General features: G+C 69.1%; 13 protein-coding genes and 1 pseudogene. 8 read left to right on the top strand and 6 right to left on the bottom strand.

Going from position 1 to position 17,504, the window contains the following annotated elements:
- The first annotated feature begins 62 nt into the window (after positions 1-62).
- The gene (locus E3O19_RS08950) at positions 63-794 is read left to right on the top strand and encodes a hypothetical protein (RefSeq protein WP_134566989.1); all 732 of its coding nucleotides are present in this window, start codon (positions 63-65) and stop codon (positions 792-794) included.
- 89 nt (positions 795-883) lie between these two features.
- On the opposite strand, the gene E3O19_RS08945 is transcribed toward E3O19_RS08950, so the two are convergent.
- Positions 884-1,804 (bottom strand): NADP-dependent oxidoreductase, encoded by a 921-nt coding sequence (locus E3O19_RS08945; RefSeq protein ID WP_134566988.1) that lies wholly within the window; start codon positions 1,802-1,804, stop codon positions 884-886.
- Positions 1,805-1,975: 171 nt separating this feature from the next.
- Here E3O19_RS08945 and pepN point away from each other — a divergent pair, with 171 nt between their 5' ends.
- The 5 genes and pseudogenes from pepN to E3O19_RS18320 all read left to right on the top strand — a co-directional run bounded on the left by pepN (position 1,976) and on the right by E3O19_RS18320 (position 8,115).
- On the top strand, positions 1,976-4,519 hold the full coding sequence (pepN, locus tag E3O19_RS08940; RefSeq protein WP_134566987.1) for an aminopeptidase N: 2,544 nt from the start codon (positions 1,976-1,978) through the stop codon (positions 4,517-4,519).
- 94 nt (positions 4,520-4,613) lie between these two features.
- Positions 4,614-5,897: a mechanosensitive ion channel family protein gene (locus E3O19_RS08935; RefSeq protein ID WP_134566986.1), complete on the top strand. Its 1,284-nt coding sequence runs from the start codon at positions 4,614-4,616 to the stop codon at positions 5,895-5,897.
- Positions 5,887-6,369, top strand: a complete 483-nt coding sequence (locus E3O19_RS08930; RefSeq protein WP_134566985.1) for a globin — start codon at positions 5,887-5,889, stop codon at positions 6,367-6,369. The genes E3O19_RS08935 and E3O19_RS08930 overlap by 11 nt, the downstream gene beginning before the upstream one ends.
- 103 nt (positions 6,370-6,472) lie before the next feature.
- Positions 6,473-7,252, top strand: a pseudogene (locus tag E3O19_RS18325) (FAD-binding protein).
- A gap of 116 nt (positions 7,253-7,368) precedes the next feature.
- On the top strand, positions 7,369-8,115 hold the full coding sequence (locus E3O19_RS18320; RefSeq protein WP_338145093.1) for an FAD-binding protein: 747 nt from the start codon (positions 7,369-7,371) through the stop codon (positions 8,113-8,115).
- Between the two features lie 90 nt (positions 8,116-8,205).
- Here E3O19_RS18320 and E3O19_RS08920 read toward each other — a convergent pair whose 3' ends face one another.
- The 4 genes from E3O19_RS08920 to gabT all read right to left on the bottom strand — a co-directional run bounded on the left by E3O19_RS08920 (position 8,206) and on the right by gabT (position 13,817).
- Positions 8,206-9,567: a flavin monoamine oxidase family protein gene (locus E3O19_RS08920; protein ID WP_134566984.1), complete on the bottom strand. Its 1,362-nt coding sequence runs from the start codon at positions 9,565-9,567 to the stop codon at positions 8,206-8,208.
- Positions 9,568-9,614: 47 nt separating this feature from the next.
- Entirely contained in the window at positions 9,615-11,078 is a 1,464-nt protein-coding gene (locus tag E3O19_RS08915) for an NAD-dependent succinate-semialdehyde dehydrogenase (protein WP_198413892.1), read from the bottom strand.
- Positions 11,079-11,145: 67 nt separating this feature from the next.
- Positions 11,146-12,456 carry a Glu/Leu/Phe/Val family dehydrogenase gene (locus E3O19_RS08910; RefSeq protein WP_134566982.1) on the bottom strand — a complete coding sequence of 437 codons (1,311 nt, stop codon included), beginning with the start codon at positions 12,454-12,456 and terminating at the stop codon, positions 11,146-11,148.
- Positions 12,453-13,817 carry a 4-aminobutyrate--2-oxoglutarate transaminase gene (gabT, locus tag E3O19_RS08905; protein ID WP_134566981.1) on the bottom strand — a complete coding sequence of 455 codons (1,365 nt, stop codon included), beginning with the start codon at positions 13,815-13,817 and terminating at the stop codon, positions 12,453-12,455. The genes E3O19_RS08910 and gabT overlap by 4 nt, the downstream gene beginning before the upstream one ends.
- 146 nt (positions 13,818-13,963) lie before the next feature.
- Here gabT and E3O19_RS08900 point away from each other — a divergent pair, with 146 nt between their 5' ends.
- On the top strand, positions 13,964-15,547 hold the full coding sequence (locus E3O19_RS08900) for a PucR family transcriptional regulator ligand-binding domain-containing protein (protein ID WP_134566980.1): 1,584 nt from the start codon (positions 13,964-13,966) through the stop codon (positions 15,545-15,547).
- Between the two features lie 328 nt (positions 15,548-15,875).
- Here the strand turns inward: E3O19_RS08900 and E3O19_RS08895 are convergent, their stop codons facing one another.
- A complete protein-coding gene (locus E3O19_RS08895; RefSeq protein ID WP_134566979.1) occupies positions 15,876-16,553 on the bottom strand; it encodes a DUF8185 domain-containing protein in 678 nt (225 codons plus the stop codon).
- Between the two features lie 70 nt (positions 16,554-16,623).
- Here E3O19_RS08895 and E3O19_RS08890 point away from each other — a divergent pair, with 70 nt between their 5' ends.
- Positions 16,624-17,499, top strand: a complete 876-nt coding sequence (locus E3O19_RS08890) for an acyl-CoA thioesterase (RefSeq protein WP_241981282.1) — start codon at positions 16,624-16,626, stop codon at positions 17,497-17,499.
- The last annotated feature ends 5 nt before the right edge of the window (positions 17,500-17,504 follow it).

The following is a 17,504-nucleotide window of genomic DNA, read 5'->3' as shown; positions in this document are numbered from 1 at the left end:
CCCCGAATCACTGAACGGCACGACCCCGCCAATGCACGATGCAACGAAACGGAAAGCCGACGATGACCGAGATTTCGACAGAACTCAGGGAGGCCCTGCTGCGTGAGATGCGCAGCTCGCTCCGCGCCACGACTGAGCGGAAGGTCAAACGGGAACGCCCGGTACTCGTGCTCGAACTCGGAAGCCCGGTCTACGACGAGGTGGAGTCCCTGCTGGGGAGCGGCGCCGGGCGAGCGAGCCGCGGCGATCATGCGATCACACCCGACGCGCGCGCCGTGCTCATCGTGGAGCCCGTTCATCCGGTGTACGACGAGGTGGAGTTCCTGATCGGCAACGACGCCGAGCGGGTCAGCCTCGGTGCGGTCGCAACAGCGATGTTCGAATACCAGGCCGGTGCGATCACCCGGGGCCAGGTCGCTGAACGCTCTCCCGAAGTCGATGTGCGACCGGTGCACTCGGTTACGAAGAACCGCACCGCGATCGACGTGCGACTCCTGGTCTTCGGCGACGACGATTGTACGGAATTCACCGGCGAGGCGCTGCACCGGCGCACACTCGTCGATGCCGTTCCTCGGGCCGGGGAGAGCTTCGTCCCCGGGCAATTGACTGGATTCGCCGCCCAGCGGACCGTTGTCCACCATGTCGAGCATGCGCCCTTCGCGCACTATTCCGACGAACCGACGGTCGGCGTGGTGCTGCACCTCTCCGCTGTGGCGGAGTCGGACTCCTGGCGCCGCGAGCGCCAGGGCCGGCTGAGGGCCGACGGCTGGCAGGCCCTCGCCTCGCGCACCTGATCGCACCTGATCCGGAGGGCCGGCGGGACTCGGCTCAACGGATTCAGTGCGCGAAGCGCTGTCGGGGTGCCCCGCTGACGAGACCGGGCTCAGCTCACCCGCACCACGATCTTGCCGCGGGTGTGGCCCTCCATGCTGAGGCGGAAGGCGTCCGCGGCCTCCTCCAGCGGGAAAGACCGGGCCACCTCGACCGTGAGGGTTCCGGCGTCGACCAGGTCGGCGAGCGCCCGCAGGTCGGCGGCCACGGGGCTCACCCACATCCAGGTTCCTCCGTTCTGTTCGACCGTTCCGTCGGCGATGGACGCGTGTCGGCCGCCGGGCGCAAGCACGGCGAGGGTGGTCTCGAGCACGCCGCCGACGAAGTCGGCGACCACGTCAACTCCGCCGGGGGCGGCCGCGAGCACCCGCCCGGTGAGGCCGGCGCCATAGCTGACCGGCTCAGCGCCGACCGAGCGCAGGAAGGCGTGGTTCGTCTCGGATGCCGTGGCGATCACCCGGGCGCCGCGGGCGACGGCGATCTGGATCGCAAGCAGTCCGACGCCGCCGGCCCCGCCGTGGATCAGCACGGTGTCCGCGGCGCCCACGCCCAGGCGGGTCAGCACCTGGTACGCGGTGAGGCCGGCCAGCGGCAACCCCGCCGCCTGCTCCCAGCCCAGTGACGTCGGCTTTCGGGCCAGGACACGCTCCGGCAGAGCGACGAATTCGGCGAAGGTTCCGCCCTGCACGAAGTCTTTCCGTCCGTAGGCGAGGACCTCCTCGCCGACCGTGAACTCCGGAGAGTCGAGGCCCACGGATTCCACAACACCCGCGACGTCCCAGCCCGGGATCGCCGGGAACTGGATGTCCATCATCGGGTCAAGGTAACCCGCCATGACCTTCCAGTCCACTGGGTTGACGGCCGCGGCCTTCACCCGAACCAGCACCATGCCGGGTCCCACCTTGGGCATCGGCTGCTCGGTGAGTTCGAGGACATCGGGGCTGCCATACTGCGCATACGTTATTGCTTTCATCTGCGTCCCAACCGCCACCCGTCCGGTTGTATTCCGACCCCGGCGTGTCGTCGGGCGCGCCCGCCCGGGCTGCCGCCCTTGTTATCTCTGCCTCCGCCGCAATAGTGGCTAGGCTTAACCGTCGTGCGACCGGAGCCAGAAGCCCCGGCCGAAACTGAGATGGAGAAAACGTTGCCTGGAGAAAACCTCACCCGGATCGAAGCCCAGGAGCGCGCGGCGCTCATCGCCGTGCGGAGCTACGCGGTAGCCCTCGACCTCACCACCGGTTCGGAGGCGTTCGGCAGCGCGACCACGGTGGAGTTCACTGCGACCCCGGGCGCGTCCACCTTCATCGACGCAATCACCAGCTCGGTGCACTCGGTGACCCTCAACGGGGTCTCCCTCGACCCTTCAGCCGTCAGCGACGGCATCCGGATCCGGCTCGACGGCCTCGCCGCCGAGAACACCCTGACGGTCGTCTCCGACGCCGTCTACACGAACACCGGCGAGGGCCTGCACCGCTTCGTCGACCCGGTCGACAACGAGGTCTACCTGTACAGCCAGTTCGAGGTACCCGACTCCCGCCGCGTCTTCGCGGTGTTCGAGCAGCCGGACCTCAAGGCCACCTTCGCCTTCACGGTGACCGCGCCCGGGGCCTGGGAGGTCATTTCCAACTCCATCACTCCCGTACCGAAGGATGCCGGCGACGGCAACAAGACCTGGGCCTTCGCCCCCACCCACACCATCTCCAGCTACATCACCGCCCTCGTCGCCGGCCCCTACACCGTAGTGCGCAGCGAACTCACCTCCAGCGACGGCCGAACCATCCCGCTCGGCCTGTTCTGCCGCAAGAGCCTGTTCGAGTATCTTGACGCGGACTACCTGTTCGAGAAGACCCGGCAGGGTTTCGAGTATTTTGAGGGCAAGTTCAACTACCCGTACCCGTTCGACAAGTACGACCAGATGTTCGTCCCCGAGTTCAACGCCGGCGCGATGGAGAACGCCGGCGCGGTCACCTTCACCGAAACCTACGTCTTCCGCTCCAAAGTCACCGACGCCATCAGGGAGCGTCGTGTGGTCACCGTGCTACACGAGCTGGCGCACATGTGGTTCGGCGACCTGGTCACCATGAAGTGGTGGAACGACCTCTGGCTGAACGAATCGTTCGCCGAATGGGCGTCGACCATGGCCACCGCCGAAGCCACCGAGTGGACCGAGGCCTGGACGACCTTCGCGGTGATGGAGAAGAGCTGGGCCTACAAGCAGGACCAGTTGCCGTCGACGCACCCCATCACCGCCAACATCACCGACCTCGAAGACGTGCAGGTCAACTTCGACGGCATCACCTACGCCAAGGGCGGTTCCGTACTCAAGCAGCTCGTGGCCTGGGTCGGCCGGGACGAGTTCTTCGCCGGCGTTGCCGCCTACTTCGCCAAGCACGAGTGGGGCAACACCGAGCTGAACGACCTGATGGTCGAGCTTGAGGCCTCCAGTGGCCGCGACCTCACCGAGTGGACCAAGCTGTGGCTCGAGACGGCGGGCGTGAATACGCTACGGCCAGAGATCACGGTCGACCAGGCCGGAATCATCACCGGCTTCACCGTGCTGCAGAGCGCCGCGGACGATTACCCCACGATCCGCCCGCATCGACTCGCGATCGGCTTCTACGACCTGGCCGACGGCGCCCTCCTGCGCACCCACCGCATCGAAATCGACGTCGACGGACCGAGAACGGATGTCGCCGAGCTCGTAGGCCGCGCCCGCCCCTCGCTTGTCCTGCTCAACGACGACGACCTGGCCTACGCGAAGATCCGCCTCGACGCCGCGTCGCAGGACGTCGCCCTTGAGAACCTCTCCTCGATCGAGAGCCCGCTCGCCCGGGCGATCGTCTGGGGTGCCGTCTGGGACGCCACCCGCGACGCCGAGACTGCGCCGCGCGACTTCATCAGCCTCGTGCTGGGCAACGTCGCTACCGAAACCGAGTCGACCACGCTTCGCACCGTACTCGGCCAGGTCGTGCTGGCCGCGACCTATTACGTGGCCGAGGAGTTCCGTGCGAACACGGTCACTGAGGTCGGCGACGCCCTCTGGTCCCTCGCCCGCCACGCCGAGGCCGGCACCGATGCGCAGTTCCAATTCGTCAAGTTCTTCGCCTCCGTCGCCTCCGGCGCCAGCCACCTGGCCTCGGTTGCGGCCCTCCGTGACGGCTCCGCGCCGCTGGATGGCCTCACGATCGACACCGACCTGGCCTGGGAGCTGCTCATCGCCCTCGTCGCCGGCGGCAAGGCCGGCAGCGCCGAAATCGACGTGGCCCTGGCCAACGACAACACCGCGACGGGCGCCCAGTCGGCGGCCCAGGCGCGCGCCGCCATCCCGACCCCAGAGGGAAAGCAGGCGGCCTGGTCGTCGCTCATCGACGTCGACACCGCGCCGAACACCATCGTGCGCGTGACGGCGGCCGGTTTCCTCCGGGCAAACGACACCACCCTGCTCGAACCCTTCGTGGACACGTACTTCAGCATGCTGCAGTCTGTCTGGGAGTCGCGCAGTTTCTCCATCGCGGAGAAGCTCGTGCTGGGCCTGTACCCGTCTCCGCTGGCCAACCAGGCCCTGGCCGACGCCACCCGCGGCTGGCTCGACGCCAACCCGGAGCCGCTCGCGCTGCGCCGACTGGTGATCGAGAACCTGGCCGGGGTGGACCGCGCCCTTGCCGTACAGGCCAGGGACGCCCTCTAACCGGCCCGGAGCATCCGCCCGGTAATTCCCGAGACCCCGGTCCCGGCGAGGGTCCCAGCCTCTGCCCGGCGCCTCTCGGTAGACTAGATCCAATATGAACTTCGACGCAATCTGGCTTGAACTCACCCGATTCTTCACCGTCCTTCTGTGGCTCAAGGTCATCAACATCGCCGCGATCGTCATCGGAGCCTTCGTCCTGCGCTGGGGGCTGCACTTCGTGATTGAACGCGTCGTCGGGCAGATCGTCTCCGGCGTCAAGAAGACCCAGAACGTGATGGACACCCAGGCCTTGAGCGTCTCGCCGGTGGCCGCCGTGCGCGTGGTGCAGCGCACCCGCACGCTCGGCTCCGTGCTCACCAACATCGTCAACGTCACCCTGCTGATCGTCTCGGTGCTCCTGATCGTGAACATCATCAACACGGACATCCTCGGCTCCTTCGCGCTACTCACAGCCGCGCTCGGCGCCGGGCTCGGCTTCGGCGCGCAGAACATCGTCAAGGACATCCTCAACGGCCTGTTCATGGTCGTGGAGGACCAGCTCGGCGTCGGCGACATCGTCGACGTCGGCTTCGCCTCCGGCGTCGTGGAGACCGTCGGCATCCGGGTCACCCAGGTGCGCGACGTCGACGGCACCCTCTGGTTCGTGCGCAACGGAGAGATCCTCCGCGTCGGCAACATGTCCCAGGGTTGGGCCAGGGTGATCGTCGACCTCGCGATCCCCTATGCCTCCGACGTCGAGGCCGTGCAGGCCGAACTACTCCGGGTGGCCAGGGCGCTGGCCTCCAGCCGCAAGTGGCGCCCCGTCATCCTGGAGAAGCCCGAGGTGTGGGGACTCGAGTCGATCTCGGCCGAGGCCCTCGTCGTGCGCCTCGTGGTGAAGACCCGGGTCTCGGCCAAGTGGGACTTCGCTCGCGACCTCCGCCTGCACCTCAAGAAGGCGCTCGACGGTCTGGGCATCGGGCTGACCCCGCTGAACAGCGTCGTGATGACCGGACCGGACGGCTCCATCAACGCCGCTTCCCTCCCCGGAACCGACGAACCGTCCGACGCCGCCGCCGACGCCGCCGCGGCCGTTCCCGATGCGATCACCGCCCCGTTCACCGGGCCGGTGCCGGTGCGTAAGAAGCCCCGCCTCCCCCGGGCCCCACGCAAGGGCCGCACCGTGTCCACGGATGCCGCCGAGCACCCGGCAGACCGGCCATCCGACGGTACCCCAGCCCAGAAGGCGCCCGATAATCCGGACCAAAAGTCGGAAAACAAGGCGCCCGAGAAACCGGCCGAGAAGCCCGTGAAGTCCGAAGCAGAACTGGACGCCGAACACCCCGCCCCGAGCTCGCCGAACTCGGCACCAGATCCGGAGATCCGCGATGACGCCTGAGTCCACCCCCACGCCCGCCGCAGCGGTCACCCCCGCCGCCCCTCCCACTCCGTCGCCGGTGCATCTGCGCGACGGCGAGCACGGCGCCGCGATCGGCGCCTCGTTCTACGAGCAGGTCGGCGGACGGCCGTTCTTCGAGAAGCTCGTCGCCGAGTTCTACCGTGGAGTCGCGGCCGACCCCGTGCTGAAGGCCATGTATCCCGAGGCCGACCTCGGCCCGGCAGAGAAACGCCTGACCATGTTCCTTGAGCAGTACTGGGGTGGTCCGGGCACCTACAGCGAGCAGCGCGGCCATCCCCGGCTACGCCAGCGGCACCAGCCGTTCAAGGTGAACCCGGATGCCCGCGACCGCTGGCTCCTGCACATGCGGGAAGCCGTGGACAGCTGCGATCTGCCGCCGCTGCAGCGGGAGACCCTCTGGGACTACCTGGAGCGGGCAGCGCACGCGATGCTGAACACGTTCGACGCGTAACGACCCTTCGTTCGCCCACTGACACTGGAGCCACGATGAGCCCGGTCCCCCGCACGAAGCCCGAGCCGTAGCCGACGCCGACGCCGTAGCCGACGCCATCGTCGTGGGGGCCGGCCTGGCCGGCCTCGTCACGGCGGCCGCACTGGTCGGAGCCGGCAAACGGGTGATCCTGGTCGAGCAGGAACCGGCATCCTCACTTGGCGGACAGGCCTGGTGGTCCTTCGGCGGGCTGTTCCTGGTCGACTCCCCGGAGTAGCGCCGCCTCGGCGTGCACGACTCCCCCGAGCTCGCCCGGCAGGACTGGTTCGGCAGCGCCGGTTTGAACCGCGACGAGGACTACAGGCCGAAGCGGTGGGCGGAAGCGTACCTCGACTTCGGCGCCGGGGAGAAACGCGCCTGGTTGCACGAGCGCGGCATCCGGTTCTTTCCGGTCGTCGGCTGGGCCGAGCGGGCGGCTACACCGCCCTCAAGCACGGCAACTCCGTGCCGCGGTTCCACATCGTCTGGGGCACCGGCCCCGCCCTGCTCGCACCGTTCGGCGCCCAGGAGCGGGCGTGGCCTCCGGGCTGGTCACCGTGTTGCACCGGCACCAGGTCGACGAGATCATCGTCACCGGGGGACCGTGATCGGGGTGTGCGGCGGGATGCTCGCCAGGAGCAACGCAGCCCTCGGCGAGGCGAGCTTCCGCGACCGGGTCGGCGAGTTCGAGTTCGCGGCCTCGGCGGTGATCGTGACCAGCGGCGGCATCGGCGGCAACCACGACCTCGTACGCGCCCCGTGGCGGTCCCGGCTGGGCGCCCGCACCCGAACACCTGCTCTGGCGTCCCGGCCCACGTCGACGCCCGGATGCTCGGCATCAGCGAGCGGGCCGGCGCGCGGCTGATCAACGGCGAGCGGTTGTGGCACTACACCGAAGGCGTCGAATCTGGGAACCGGTCTGGGCGGCCCACGACGTCCGGATCCTGCCCGGCCCCTCGTCGCTGTGGCTGGACGCTGTGACTGGCCGGGACCGGAAAGCGGCTCCCCGCGCCGCTCTTCCCCGGCTTCGATACCCTCGGCACGCTGGAGCACATCGTCGGCACCGGCCCCGCCCACAGCTGGTTCGTGCTCACCCAGAAGATCATCGAAAAGGAGTTCGCCCTCTCTGGCAGCGAGCAGGACCCAGACCTGACCGGGAAGGATCTTGCCCTCCTCGCCAAACGGGTCGCCCCAGGCGCACCGGGCCCGGTGGAGGCGTTCACGGCGAAGGGCGCCGATTTCGTCGTCGCGGACACCCTGCACGAGCTGCTGGCGGGGATGCAGTCCCGCTCACCGGAGGTGCGCCTCGACTTCGCCCGGACCGAGCGGGAGATCAGGGCCCGCGACCGGGAGCTGGACAACGACTTCACGAAGGATGCCCAGATCACCGCGATCAGGCGGGCCAGGATCTTTCGCGGCGGCCGACTCATCCGCGTTGCCACCCCGCACAAGCTGCGCGATCCCAGGAACGGCCCGTTGATCGCCGTCAAACTGCACATCCTCACCCGGAAGAGCCTCGGCGGCATCGAGACCGACCTCGTCGCCCGTGGCGATCGGCCCCGACGGCCAACCCGTCCCCGGCCGGTACGCGGCCGGGGAGGCCAGCGGTTTCGACGGAGGCGGCATGAACGGCTACCGCTCGCTCGAGGGCACGTTCCTCGGCGGCTGCCTGTTCTCCGGTCGCACCGCGGGCCGCGCCGCCACACGCTCGTGGCACGCCTGGAATAAGCGGGCGCGCGATCTACGGCGCGCCCGCTTCCCTACGACGTGCCGCGACGACCCGAGGGTCGCCGCGGCGCAGCAGGTGCGGCGGTCCGGCTAGACGAGCGCGGCGGAGGCGACGATCGCCGCCGCGGTGTCGCGTCCCATCCGGATGGCGCCGTCCACGTGCTGGTAGCCCTTTCCAGCCAGATCGCTGCAGGAGAAGGAGATCGGCCCGACAGGAGTGCGCAGGTCGGCGCCGTAGCGGGCGAGCCCGCCCAGGTCAAAGCTCGCCGCGTAGGCCCCCCGGGTCCATTCCTCGGTGCCCCAGTCGCTTTCATAGTAGACGACCGGCGTGAGCGCCTTCTCGCCGAAATAGTGCGAGAGCGACGTCAGGATGCGGGTCTTCCGCTCCTCGGGCGTGAGCGTGAACAGCTCGTCGGCGGCCTCGTCGGACACGAAACCCACGAACGTGCCGCGTGTGTCGCCGAAGTTCGTGTTGTCGTAGGCCTCGTGCACAAGCTCGTAGGGGCTGAACGCGGTACCGGAGAGGCCGTCCTCGCGCCAGAACGGGGTCTCGTAGACGGCGTGCACCTTGATCACGAAGCCCATCGAGAGGTGCTGGTGCAGCTGGTGCTGACGGCGCGGTAGCGGCGGCTCGAACGAGATCCGGCTGTACAGCACCGGTGGGACGGCGACGATCACACGGCGCGCGTGGACCTCGAGGTCATCGGTGACGGCGACGACGCCATCCTCATTCCAGCGTAGGGTGCGCACCGCCTGGCCGAGGTACACGTCGTCTCCGAGCCGTTCGGCGAGCAGGATCGGCACCTGCTGGAGGCCGCCGACGACCCGCTCATCGAGGATGAAATCGGCGTCGACAAGGTTGCTGAAACTGCCGGCGCTCGCCGCCATCAGCAGCGCCTGCAGCGTGGAGAACGCGTGCGCCGGTTTGGTGAGCATCGCGCCGGCAATGAACATGCCGATGTTGTCGCGGGCCTCCTGGTCCACGGTCTCCTGCTCCAGCCAGGCGCTGAAGGAGATCTCATCAAGCTCCTTGGCGCGCGGGTGGGCCCACGGGCGGTCGGGATCCGTCAGGGCGACGAGGCCGTCGAGCAGCTCGACCAGGCGGAGGATCTCGCGCTCGGTCTCGGCCGACACCGGGAAGATCTCCCCCTCGAACAGGGTGCGCTCGCCGGCGGCGTTGATGTACACGTTCTCGCCGGTGCGGTAGCGGGCGAAGGTCTCGAGGCCGAGTTCGGCGATCGTCTCCTTGAGCGCGTCCTGGTCGGGCGAGACCCACTGGCCGCCGATTTCGAGCATGGCGCCGTCGATGTCGTCGGTCCAGAGCCGGCCGCCGACCCGGTCCCTGGCTTCGAGCACGGCGACGGTGAGGCCCGCCTTCCGAAGCTCGGTCGCGGCGGTGAGGCCGGATGCCCCGGCGCCGATGATGACAATGTCGCGTTCAATCGTGGTCATGATTGCTCCCCTGCAGTGTTCGTTGGTGGGTTCGAGCGCGATCGGGGTCAGGAGACCGGGATCAGGGTGTACTTCGTCGAGAGGTACTCGTGGATTCCCTCGAGCCCGCCCTCGCGGCCCAGGCCGGACTGCTTGACGCCGCCGAACGGCGCCGCAGCGTTCGAGACCAGCCCCGTGTTGAGGCCCATCATCCCGGTTTCCAGGCGGCCGATCATCCGGTGTCCCCTGGCGAGGTCCCTGGTGAAGACGTAGCCGACCAGGCCGTACTCGGTGGCGTTGGCCAGACGCACGGCCTCGCCCTCGTCGCCGAAGGTGACGATGCCGACGACCGGGCCGAAAATCTCCTCGTGCAGGATAGCGCTGTCCGGGGCGACGCCGGTGAGCACGGTTGGTTCGTAGAACGTGCCGGGGCCGTCGAGCCGCGCCCCGCCGGTGAGCAGGGTGGCCCCCTTTTCCAGGGCGTCCTGCACCAGCGCTTCCGTGCTCGCCACGGCGGCCTCGTTGACGAGCGGCCCGATGGTGACGCCCTCCTCCGTGCCGCGGCCGATCTTCAGGGCCATGACCCGTTCGGTGAGCCGACGGGCGAACTCGGCGGCGATGGACTCGTGCACGATGAACCGGTTCGCGGCGGTGCAGGCCTGGCCGATGTTGCGGAACTTGGCGAGCATCGCGCCGTCGACGGCCTTGTCCAGGTCGGCGTCGTCGAAGACCACGAACGGGGCGTTGCCGCCGAGTTCCATCGAGGTGCGCAGCACGCCCTGGGCGGCCTGCTGGATGAGCTTGCGACCGACCGAGGTCGAGCCGGTGAAGCTCAGCTTACGCAGCCGCGGGTCGGCGATGATCGGCCCGGCCACGGCGGATGAGGCGGAGGTCGTGATCACGTTGACGACCCCGGCAGGCACCCCCGCATCCTCGAGCAGTTGCACGAAATAAAGGGTGGTCAGCGGGGTCAGCTCGGCCGGTTTGATCACGACCGTGCATCCCGCGGCGAGGGCAGGCGCGATCTTGCGGGTTGCCATGGCCAGCGGGAAGTTCCACGGCGTGATCAGCAGGCACGGGCCCACCGGGTGCTGGGAGACGACCATCGACCCGGTACCCTCGGGGTTGAGCCCGTAGCGACCGTTGATCCGCACGGCCTCCTCGCTGAACCAGCGCAGGAATTCGCCGCCGTAGGTGACCTCGCCGTTCGCCTCGGCGAGCGGCTTGCCCATCTCCATCGTCATCAGCAGGGCGAAGTCGTCACGGCGCCCCTGGAGAAGATCGAAGGCACGGCGTAGAATCTCCCCGCGCACCCGCGGGGCGGTCGCCGCCCAGGCCGCGCTCGCGTCGACCGCGGCGTCGAGGGCACGGATGCCGTCGGCGGCATCCGCGTTGGCGATGCGCTTGAGAACGAGCCCGTTCGCCGGGTCGGTCACCTCGATCGGGTCGCCGCCGCCCTGCTGCCAGGCCCCGTTGATGTAGAGCCCGTCGGGAACGCGGGCGAGCAGGTCGGTTTCACGACTGGGCACGATTTTCTCTTTCACTTGGATCTTGTTCGCTGGGTTCTCGCGGGCGGGGCGGCTATGCCGGAGCTGACGATCAGGGGTACAGGCCGCGAAGGAGGTGCGCCTCGGCGACACGTTCAACCGCGAGTACGGTCGCGGCGGCACGCAGGGACAGGTCCCTGGCTGCGGCGTATTCGACGACCTGCTGCCAGGCGCCGAGCATCCGCTCCTCGAGCTTGTGCTCCACCTCGTCGGCGTTCCACCAGTATGCCTGGTTGCCCTGCACCCACTCGAAATAGGAGACGAGCACTCCGCCGGCGTTCGCGAGGATGTCGGGAACGACGAGCTGGCCGTTCTCGGCGAAGATGCGGTCGGCGGCCGGGGAGGTCGGACCGTTCGCGCCCTCGACGATGATCCGGGCGCTGACCCGGGCGGCATTGCCCTCGTGCAGCACTCCTTCGACGGCGGCCGGCACGAGCAGGTCGACGGGCAGTTCGAGCAGGGCGTCGCCGTCGAGCGGCTCGGCGCCGTCGTAGCCGACGACCCGCCCGGTCGCGGCGACCCAGGCGCTGAGCCGGGTGAAGTCCAGCCCGTTCCGGTTGTAGACGGCGCCGTACTGGTCGCTCACGGCGACGACGCGGATTCCGGCGTCGGTGAGGAACACGGCGGCGTCGTGGCCGACCTTGCCGAAGCCCTGCACCGCCGCGGTGGCGCCGTGCTGGCTGATGCCGCGGTGCCGGAGGGCCGCAAGAGCGATGTGGGTGACCCCGCGGGAGGTGGCGCTGGCGCGGCCGTGCGAGCCGCCGAGGCTGATCGGTTTGCCGGTCACGATGCCGGGAACGGTGTAACCGACATTGACGGAGTAGGTGTCCATGATCCAGGCCATTGTGCGTTCGTCGGTGCCCATGTCGGGAGCGGGAATGTCCTTCTCCGGGCCGATGATCGGCAGGATCTCGCTGGTGTAGCGCCTGGTGACGCGCTCCAGCTCGGCTTGGGAGAATTGGCGGGGATCGATGGTGACCCCGCCCTTCGCGCCGCCGAACGGCACGTCGATCAGGGCGCACTTCCAGGTCATCCACATCGCCAGGGCGCGCACCTCGTCCAGGGTGACGCCCGGGCTGTAGCGGAGGCCTCCCTTGGCCGGACCGCGGGAGAGGTTGTGCTGCACCCGGTAGCCGGTGAACAGGCTGGTGCTGCCGTCATCCCGGCGGAGCGGCACGGCCACGGTCATCTCACGACGCGGAGTGGACAGCAGGGATTGCAGCCCGGCACCATAGCCGAGCACGTTGATCGCGCTGGCCAGTTGGGAGCGGGCGTCGTCCAGCGGTGTCGCCAGTGGTGTCGCCAGTGGGGTTGCCGGCGGGGCGGTCAGGAGTGTCCTGGGCGCGGCCTCGAGAAGGCTCATGCGGCGGCCAGCGCGGCCTGGACGACCTGCACGCCCTCGACGAGGAGCGCGTCGGGGATGCTCAGCGGCGGCAGGAAACGGATCACGTTGCCGTAGGTACCGCAGGTGAGCAGGATGACGCCCTGCGCGTGGGCGGCGGCGACGACACGCCCGGTGAGGGCGGCATCCGGTTCGCCCGTCACCGCGTCGACGAGTTCGATTGCGATCATGGCGCCACGGCCGCGTACGTCGCCGACCCGTTTGTCCGCGGCCCGGATGGCGTTCAGCCGGCCGGTGAGGATGCTGCCGATCTCCCTGGCCCGTCCGACCAGGTTCTCGGACTGATACGCCGCCATGGTGGCGAGGGCCGCTGCGCAGGCGAGCGGGTTGCCGCCGTAGGTGCCGCCGATGCCACCGACCTGCGGCGAGTCCATGATCTCGGCGCGGCCGGTGACCGCGGAGAGCGGGAGTCCGCCGGCGATGCCCTTGGCCATCACCATCAGGTCCGGCACGATGCCCTCGTCCTCGCTCGCGAACATGTCGCCGGTGCGGGCGAAGCCGGTCTGCACCTCGTCGGCGATGAAGACGACCCTGTTGGCGCGGCACCAGTCGACGAGCGTGGGCAGGAAGCCCGGCGCGGGGACGATGAAGCCTCCCTCGCCCTGAATCGGTTCGATGATCACGGCGGCGAGGTTATCGGCGCCAATCTGCTTCTCGATCTGCGAGATGGCTCGTCGGGCTGCGACGGCCCCGTCCAGGCCGCCGTCACGGTACGGGTAGGACATCGGCGCGCGGTAGAGCTCGGCGGCGAACGGGCCGAAGCCGTTCTTGTAGGGCTGGTTCTTCGCGGTCAGTCCCATGGTCAGGGTGGTGCGGCCGTGATAGGCGTGGTCGAAAGCAACGACGGCCTGCCTGCCGGTGTAGTGCCGGGCAATCTTGACCGCGTTCTCCACCGCCTCCGCACCGGAATTGAAGAGGGCGCTGCGCTTGGCGTGGTCGCCGGGGGTGAGCCGGTTGAGGGTCTCGGCGACCTCGATGTAGGAGTCGTAGGGGGCCACGGTGAAGCAGGTGTGGGTGAATTGAGCCAATTGCGCGGCGACTGCCTCGACCACCTGGGGCGCGCTGTTGCCGACGCCGGTGACTGCGATGCCGCTGCCGAGGTCGATCAGCGAGTTCCCGTCGACGTCGACGAGCACGCCGCCGCCCGCCGCGACGATGTAGACGGGGAGGGTGACGCCCACGCCGGCGGAGACCGCCTCCGCCTTGCGCGCGTGCAGCGCCTGCGATTTCGGGCCGGGGATGTTCGTGACCAGGCGGCGTTCCTGCGGGAGGCTCGGACCACCGAGCGGCACGGTGGATGTGAGGGTTTCGACGATGGTCATGGCTGCTCCAGTTCTGCGACACAGGTGCATCGCCGCACTGCCGGCGACGATGCCGATTGCGCAATGTTATGCACGGCAGCCCCGACCCTCACCTGCCACTATGTACAACCTCCGTCTAATCTTTCGCCGTCCTGTACACTCGTCGCATGTCTCCGTCCGTGGCCCCGCCGCTGCTCCCTCCCCTTCGCCGACTCCTCGCCCAGCCTGGACTGCACCTGCGCCTGTTGACCATGGAGACCGACCTTCCCGCCGGGGCGCTTGACCAGCCCGTGGACTGGGTGCACAGCTCCGATCTGCCGGATCCGACCCCGTTCCTCTCCACCAGCCAGATGCTGCTCACCACCGGTCGACAGTTCACCTCCGACACGACGACGGATGCCTTCTACACCGGCTACACGGAGCGGCTGGCCGACCTCGGTATCGCCTGCCTGGGGTTCGGCACCGAGGTCGTTCGCGACGGGACGCCCGACGCGCTGGTCGCCGCCTGCCTGGCCAGGGGCATCCCCCTGGTCGAGGTGCCCTACGGCACGCCGTTCATTGCCGTTGCCCGCGCCGCCGGCGACCTGGTCGCCGAACTCCGCTTCGCCAGGGACACCTGGACGCTGGCCGCACAGCGGGCCATCTCGCTCGCGGCGCTCCGTCCCGACGGCCTGAGCGCCACCCTGAGCGAGCTGTCCCGCCAGCTCGGCCACTGGGTCGCGCTCTTCGACCCGAGCGGCGCCCTCGACCGAGTCTTCCCTCGGGACGCTTTCACCGGCGCATCCGCCTCCCGCAGCTCCCTAGACCGGGCGCAGCGGGAGGCCGGGCGGATGCTCCGCCGCGGCCAGCGGGCCAGCCTCAGCGTCGACGACGGCGCCGAGACCCTCAGCCTGCAGACACTCGGGCGTCGCGACCAGTTGCGCGGCGTGCTCGCGCTCGGTGGCCGGACCGCGCTGGACCAGGCCGGCCAGGAGGTCGTGACGAGCGTGATCGCGCTTGCCGGGCTCGCCCTCGAACAGAACACCGCACTCGGCCGCGCCCGCGGCCACCTGCGGTCGGGTCTCCTGCACGCGCAGCTCGGAGGGCAGGTCGAACTGGCTCGCACGATCTCCGCCGAATTGTGGGGTGGGTTCCCCGTCGAACCGGTGCGGATCGCCGTGACAGAGCCTCCCCCGGAACGACTGGATGCCCTCACCGAATTCCTCGAACTCCGGGTGGAGGAGCGAGGCGGGCACGTCTTCTACGCCCGTGCGGGCAGCAGCGTCGTCGTGTGCGTCGACTCCAGCGCGGGTCCGCTGCTCGGCGACCTGGTCGGGTTCGGCCTCCACGTTGGAGTTTCCGACCCGGCCGAGTACCGATCGCTCCCCCGGGCGCTCGCACAGGCCCGCCAGGCTCTCGAGCGTGCGCAGGAGGGCGAACCGGGGATCGTGGCCTTCGAGCTGATTTCCCGGCAGGGGGTGCTCGCCTTCCTGGCCCGGACGGACGCCTCAGAGGTCGGCCGCGCGGCTCTTGCGCCGGTGAGCAGCCATGACGCAGCGCACGGCACGGCGCTGCTGGCCACCGTGCGGGTCTGGCTCGAGCAGAACGGCCAGTTCGGGCCGGCCGCGGACGCGCTCGGGGTGCACCGGCACACCGTCCGCGCCCGGATCGGCCAGGTCGAACACTTGCTCGACCGCGATCTCAGCAGTTTCCACGCGCGCGCGGACATCTGGGCAGCCCTCCTCTCGACCGGAGGCATCCCGGCGACCTAGGACGTCGCATCCGCGAGGTTGAGTTACGCGGAAAGCACCTTCGACGCGGCCGGGAGGGTGCTTTTTCCGTGACTGAGCCACCCATTCGAACTTGCGCCCGTCGATTGGTGATTGGGCCTGTCGAAATCGCGGGGGCATCGTCGCGTCACGCTCGGTCACCACGCCTCACGGCTCGATCACCACGCCTCACGGCTCGATCACCACGGGTCACGGCTCGATCACCACGGGTCAGGCTCGATCACCACGGGTCAGGCTCGATCACCACGGGTCAGGCTCGATCACCACGGGTCAGGCTCGATCACCACGGGTCAGGCTCGATCACCACGGGTCAGGCGCGGAGCGACCAGGGCTTGCGGCGTACGAGGATGTGACCGCGGCTCGTGCTCAGCCGGGTCCAGGGCCCGGTCTCGAACAAGCGCACGGGTTCTTCCTTCGGGAGGAAGCCAAGGCTGACGGCGGCGAAGGCCGCACCGGTCGGCACGATCTCCAGCCCGGGAATCGGCCGGCCCCACACCTCGGAGCGCACGCGCTGCACGATCTGGCCGCCCGTCCCGGTCGGGATGACCGCGGCGACCTCCTCGATCCCGGCGTCCGCCGACGCCTGCAGGAGGGCGGCATCCGTTTCGCCCAGTGCCGTCCAGCCGCCCTTCGGCGGGGAGATCCCCGCCCAGGTCACCGTGGTCACCTCGAGTGGCACGGTCACGTTGACCGGCGCGTCCGGCATGGTCACCGCGGCCACGAGCCTGGCCAGTCGATCGAGCAGCGAACGCACCGGCACGACCGCGTCGAGCTCGACCGGCGCGCTCAGCGCAAAGGTGCGCAGGCCGAGCACTGTCGGGCTGCCGTCGAGAAGACCGCGCGGGTAGAGGATTGCCGTATACACGGCGAGCACCCCGGCCGCCGAAATCAGGCGCACCGAGCCGTCCTCCACCCGGCTGGCGCGGGTCAGGTACACCTGGAGGTCGCTGAGGGAAAGGGAATCCGTGAGAGAAAATGACTTGCTCATCTGCTCCTAAACTACCAAGATACGCCGGGGCTCACACGGACCCCCCCCTTCACGCGCCTGAGGAGGCCACATGGACGAGCCAATGCAAGGTCTCCTGACCGCCCTCGACCTCACCGACACGGGTGCCCGCACCAGCGAGGACATCTTCACCGGGCCATCGCAATGGATGCCGCTCGGCCGGGTTTTCGGCGGACAGGTCCTGGCCCAGTCGCTCGTCGCGGCGATGCGAACGGTACCGGACGACCGGCACGTGCACTCGATGCACGGCTACTTCCTCCGCCCGGGCGACGTGGGCCAGCCGATCACGTTCTCGGTTGAACGGATCCACGACGGGCGCTCCTTCGCGACCCGCCGCACGCAGGCCTACCAGGACGGCCGGCCGATCCTCTCGATGATCGCGTCGTTCCAGGACGACGACCAGGGCCTCGAACACCACATCGACATGCCTGCCGGCCTTCCCGACCCGGAGTCCTTGCCCACAGCAGCGGAGTCCCTGGATAAGGTCGACCACTCGATCGCACGCTATTGGGCCAGCGAACGCCCATTCGACATGCGCCACATCCCGTCCCCGATCTACCTGACGGTGGACGGCGAGCACACCTCGCGCCAGGCCGTCTGGATGAAGACGCTCGGCCCGCTGCCGGACGACCCCGACCTGCACCGCGCCGCACTGGCCTACGCCAGCGACTACTCGATCATGGAACCGATCATGAGGCGCCACGGTATCGCCTGGGCCACCCGCGGGCTCAAAGTCGCGAGCCTCGATCACGCCATGTGGTTCCACCGCTTCGGTCGCGCCGACGAGTGGATGCTCTACGTGCAGGATTCCCCGTCGGCGCAGGGCGGCCGCGGCCTGTCCACCGGCAGCATTTTCAGCCGGTCCGGCCTGCTCCTGGCCACGGTCGCCCAGGAAGGCATGCTGCGCGTGCCGACCAACGCCGAGTAGTCCCG

Source organism: Cryobacterium algoritolerans (assembly GCF_004402785.1).
Classification (GTDB): Bacteria; Actinomycetota; Actinomycetes; order Actinomycetales; family Microbacteriaceae; genus Cryobacterium; species Cryobacterium algoritolerans.
The sequence above is the reverse complement of the archived record's forward strand: the minus strand, read 5'-3'. Positions and strand labels throughout refer to the sequence as shown.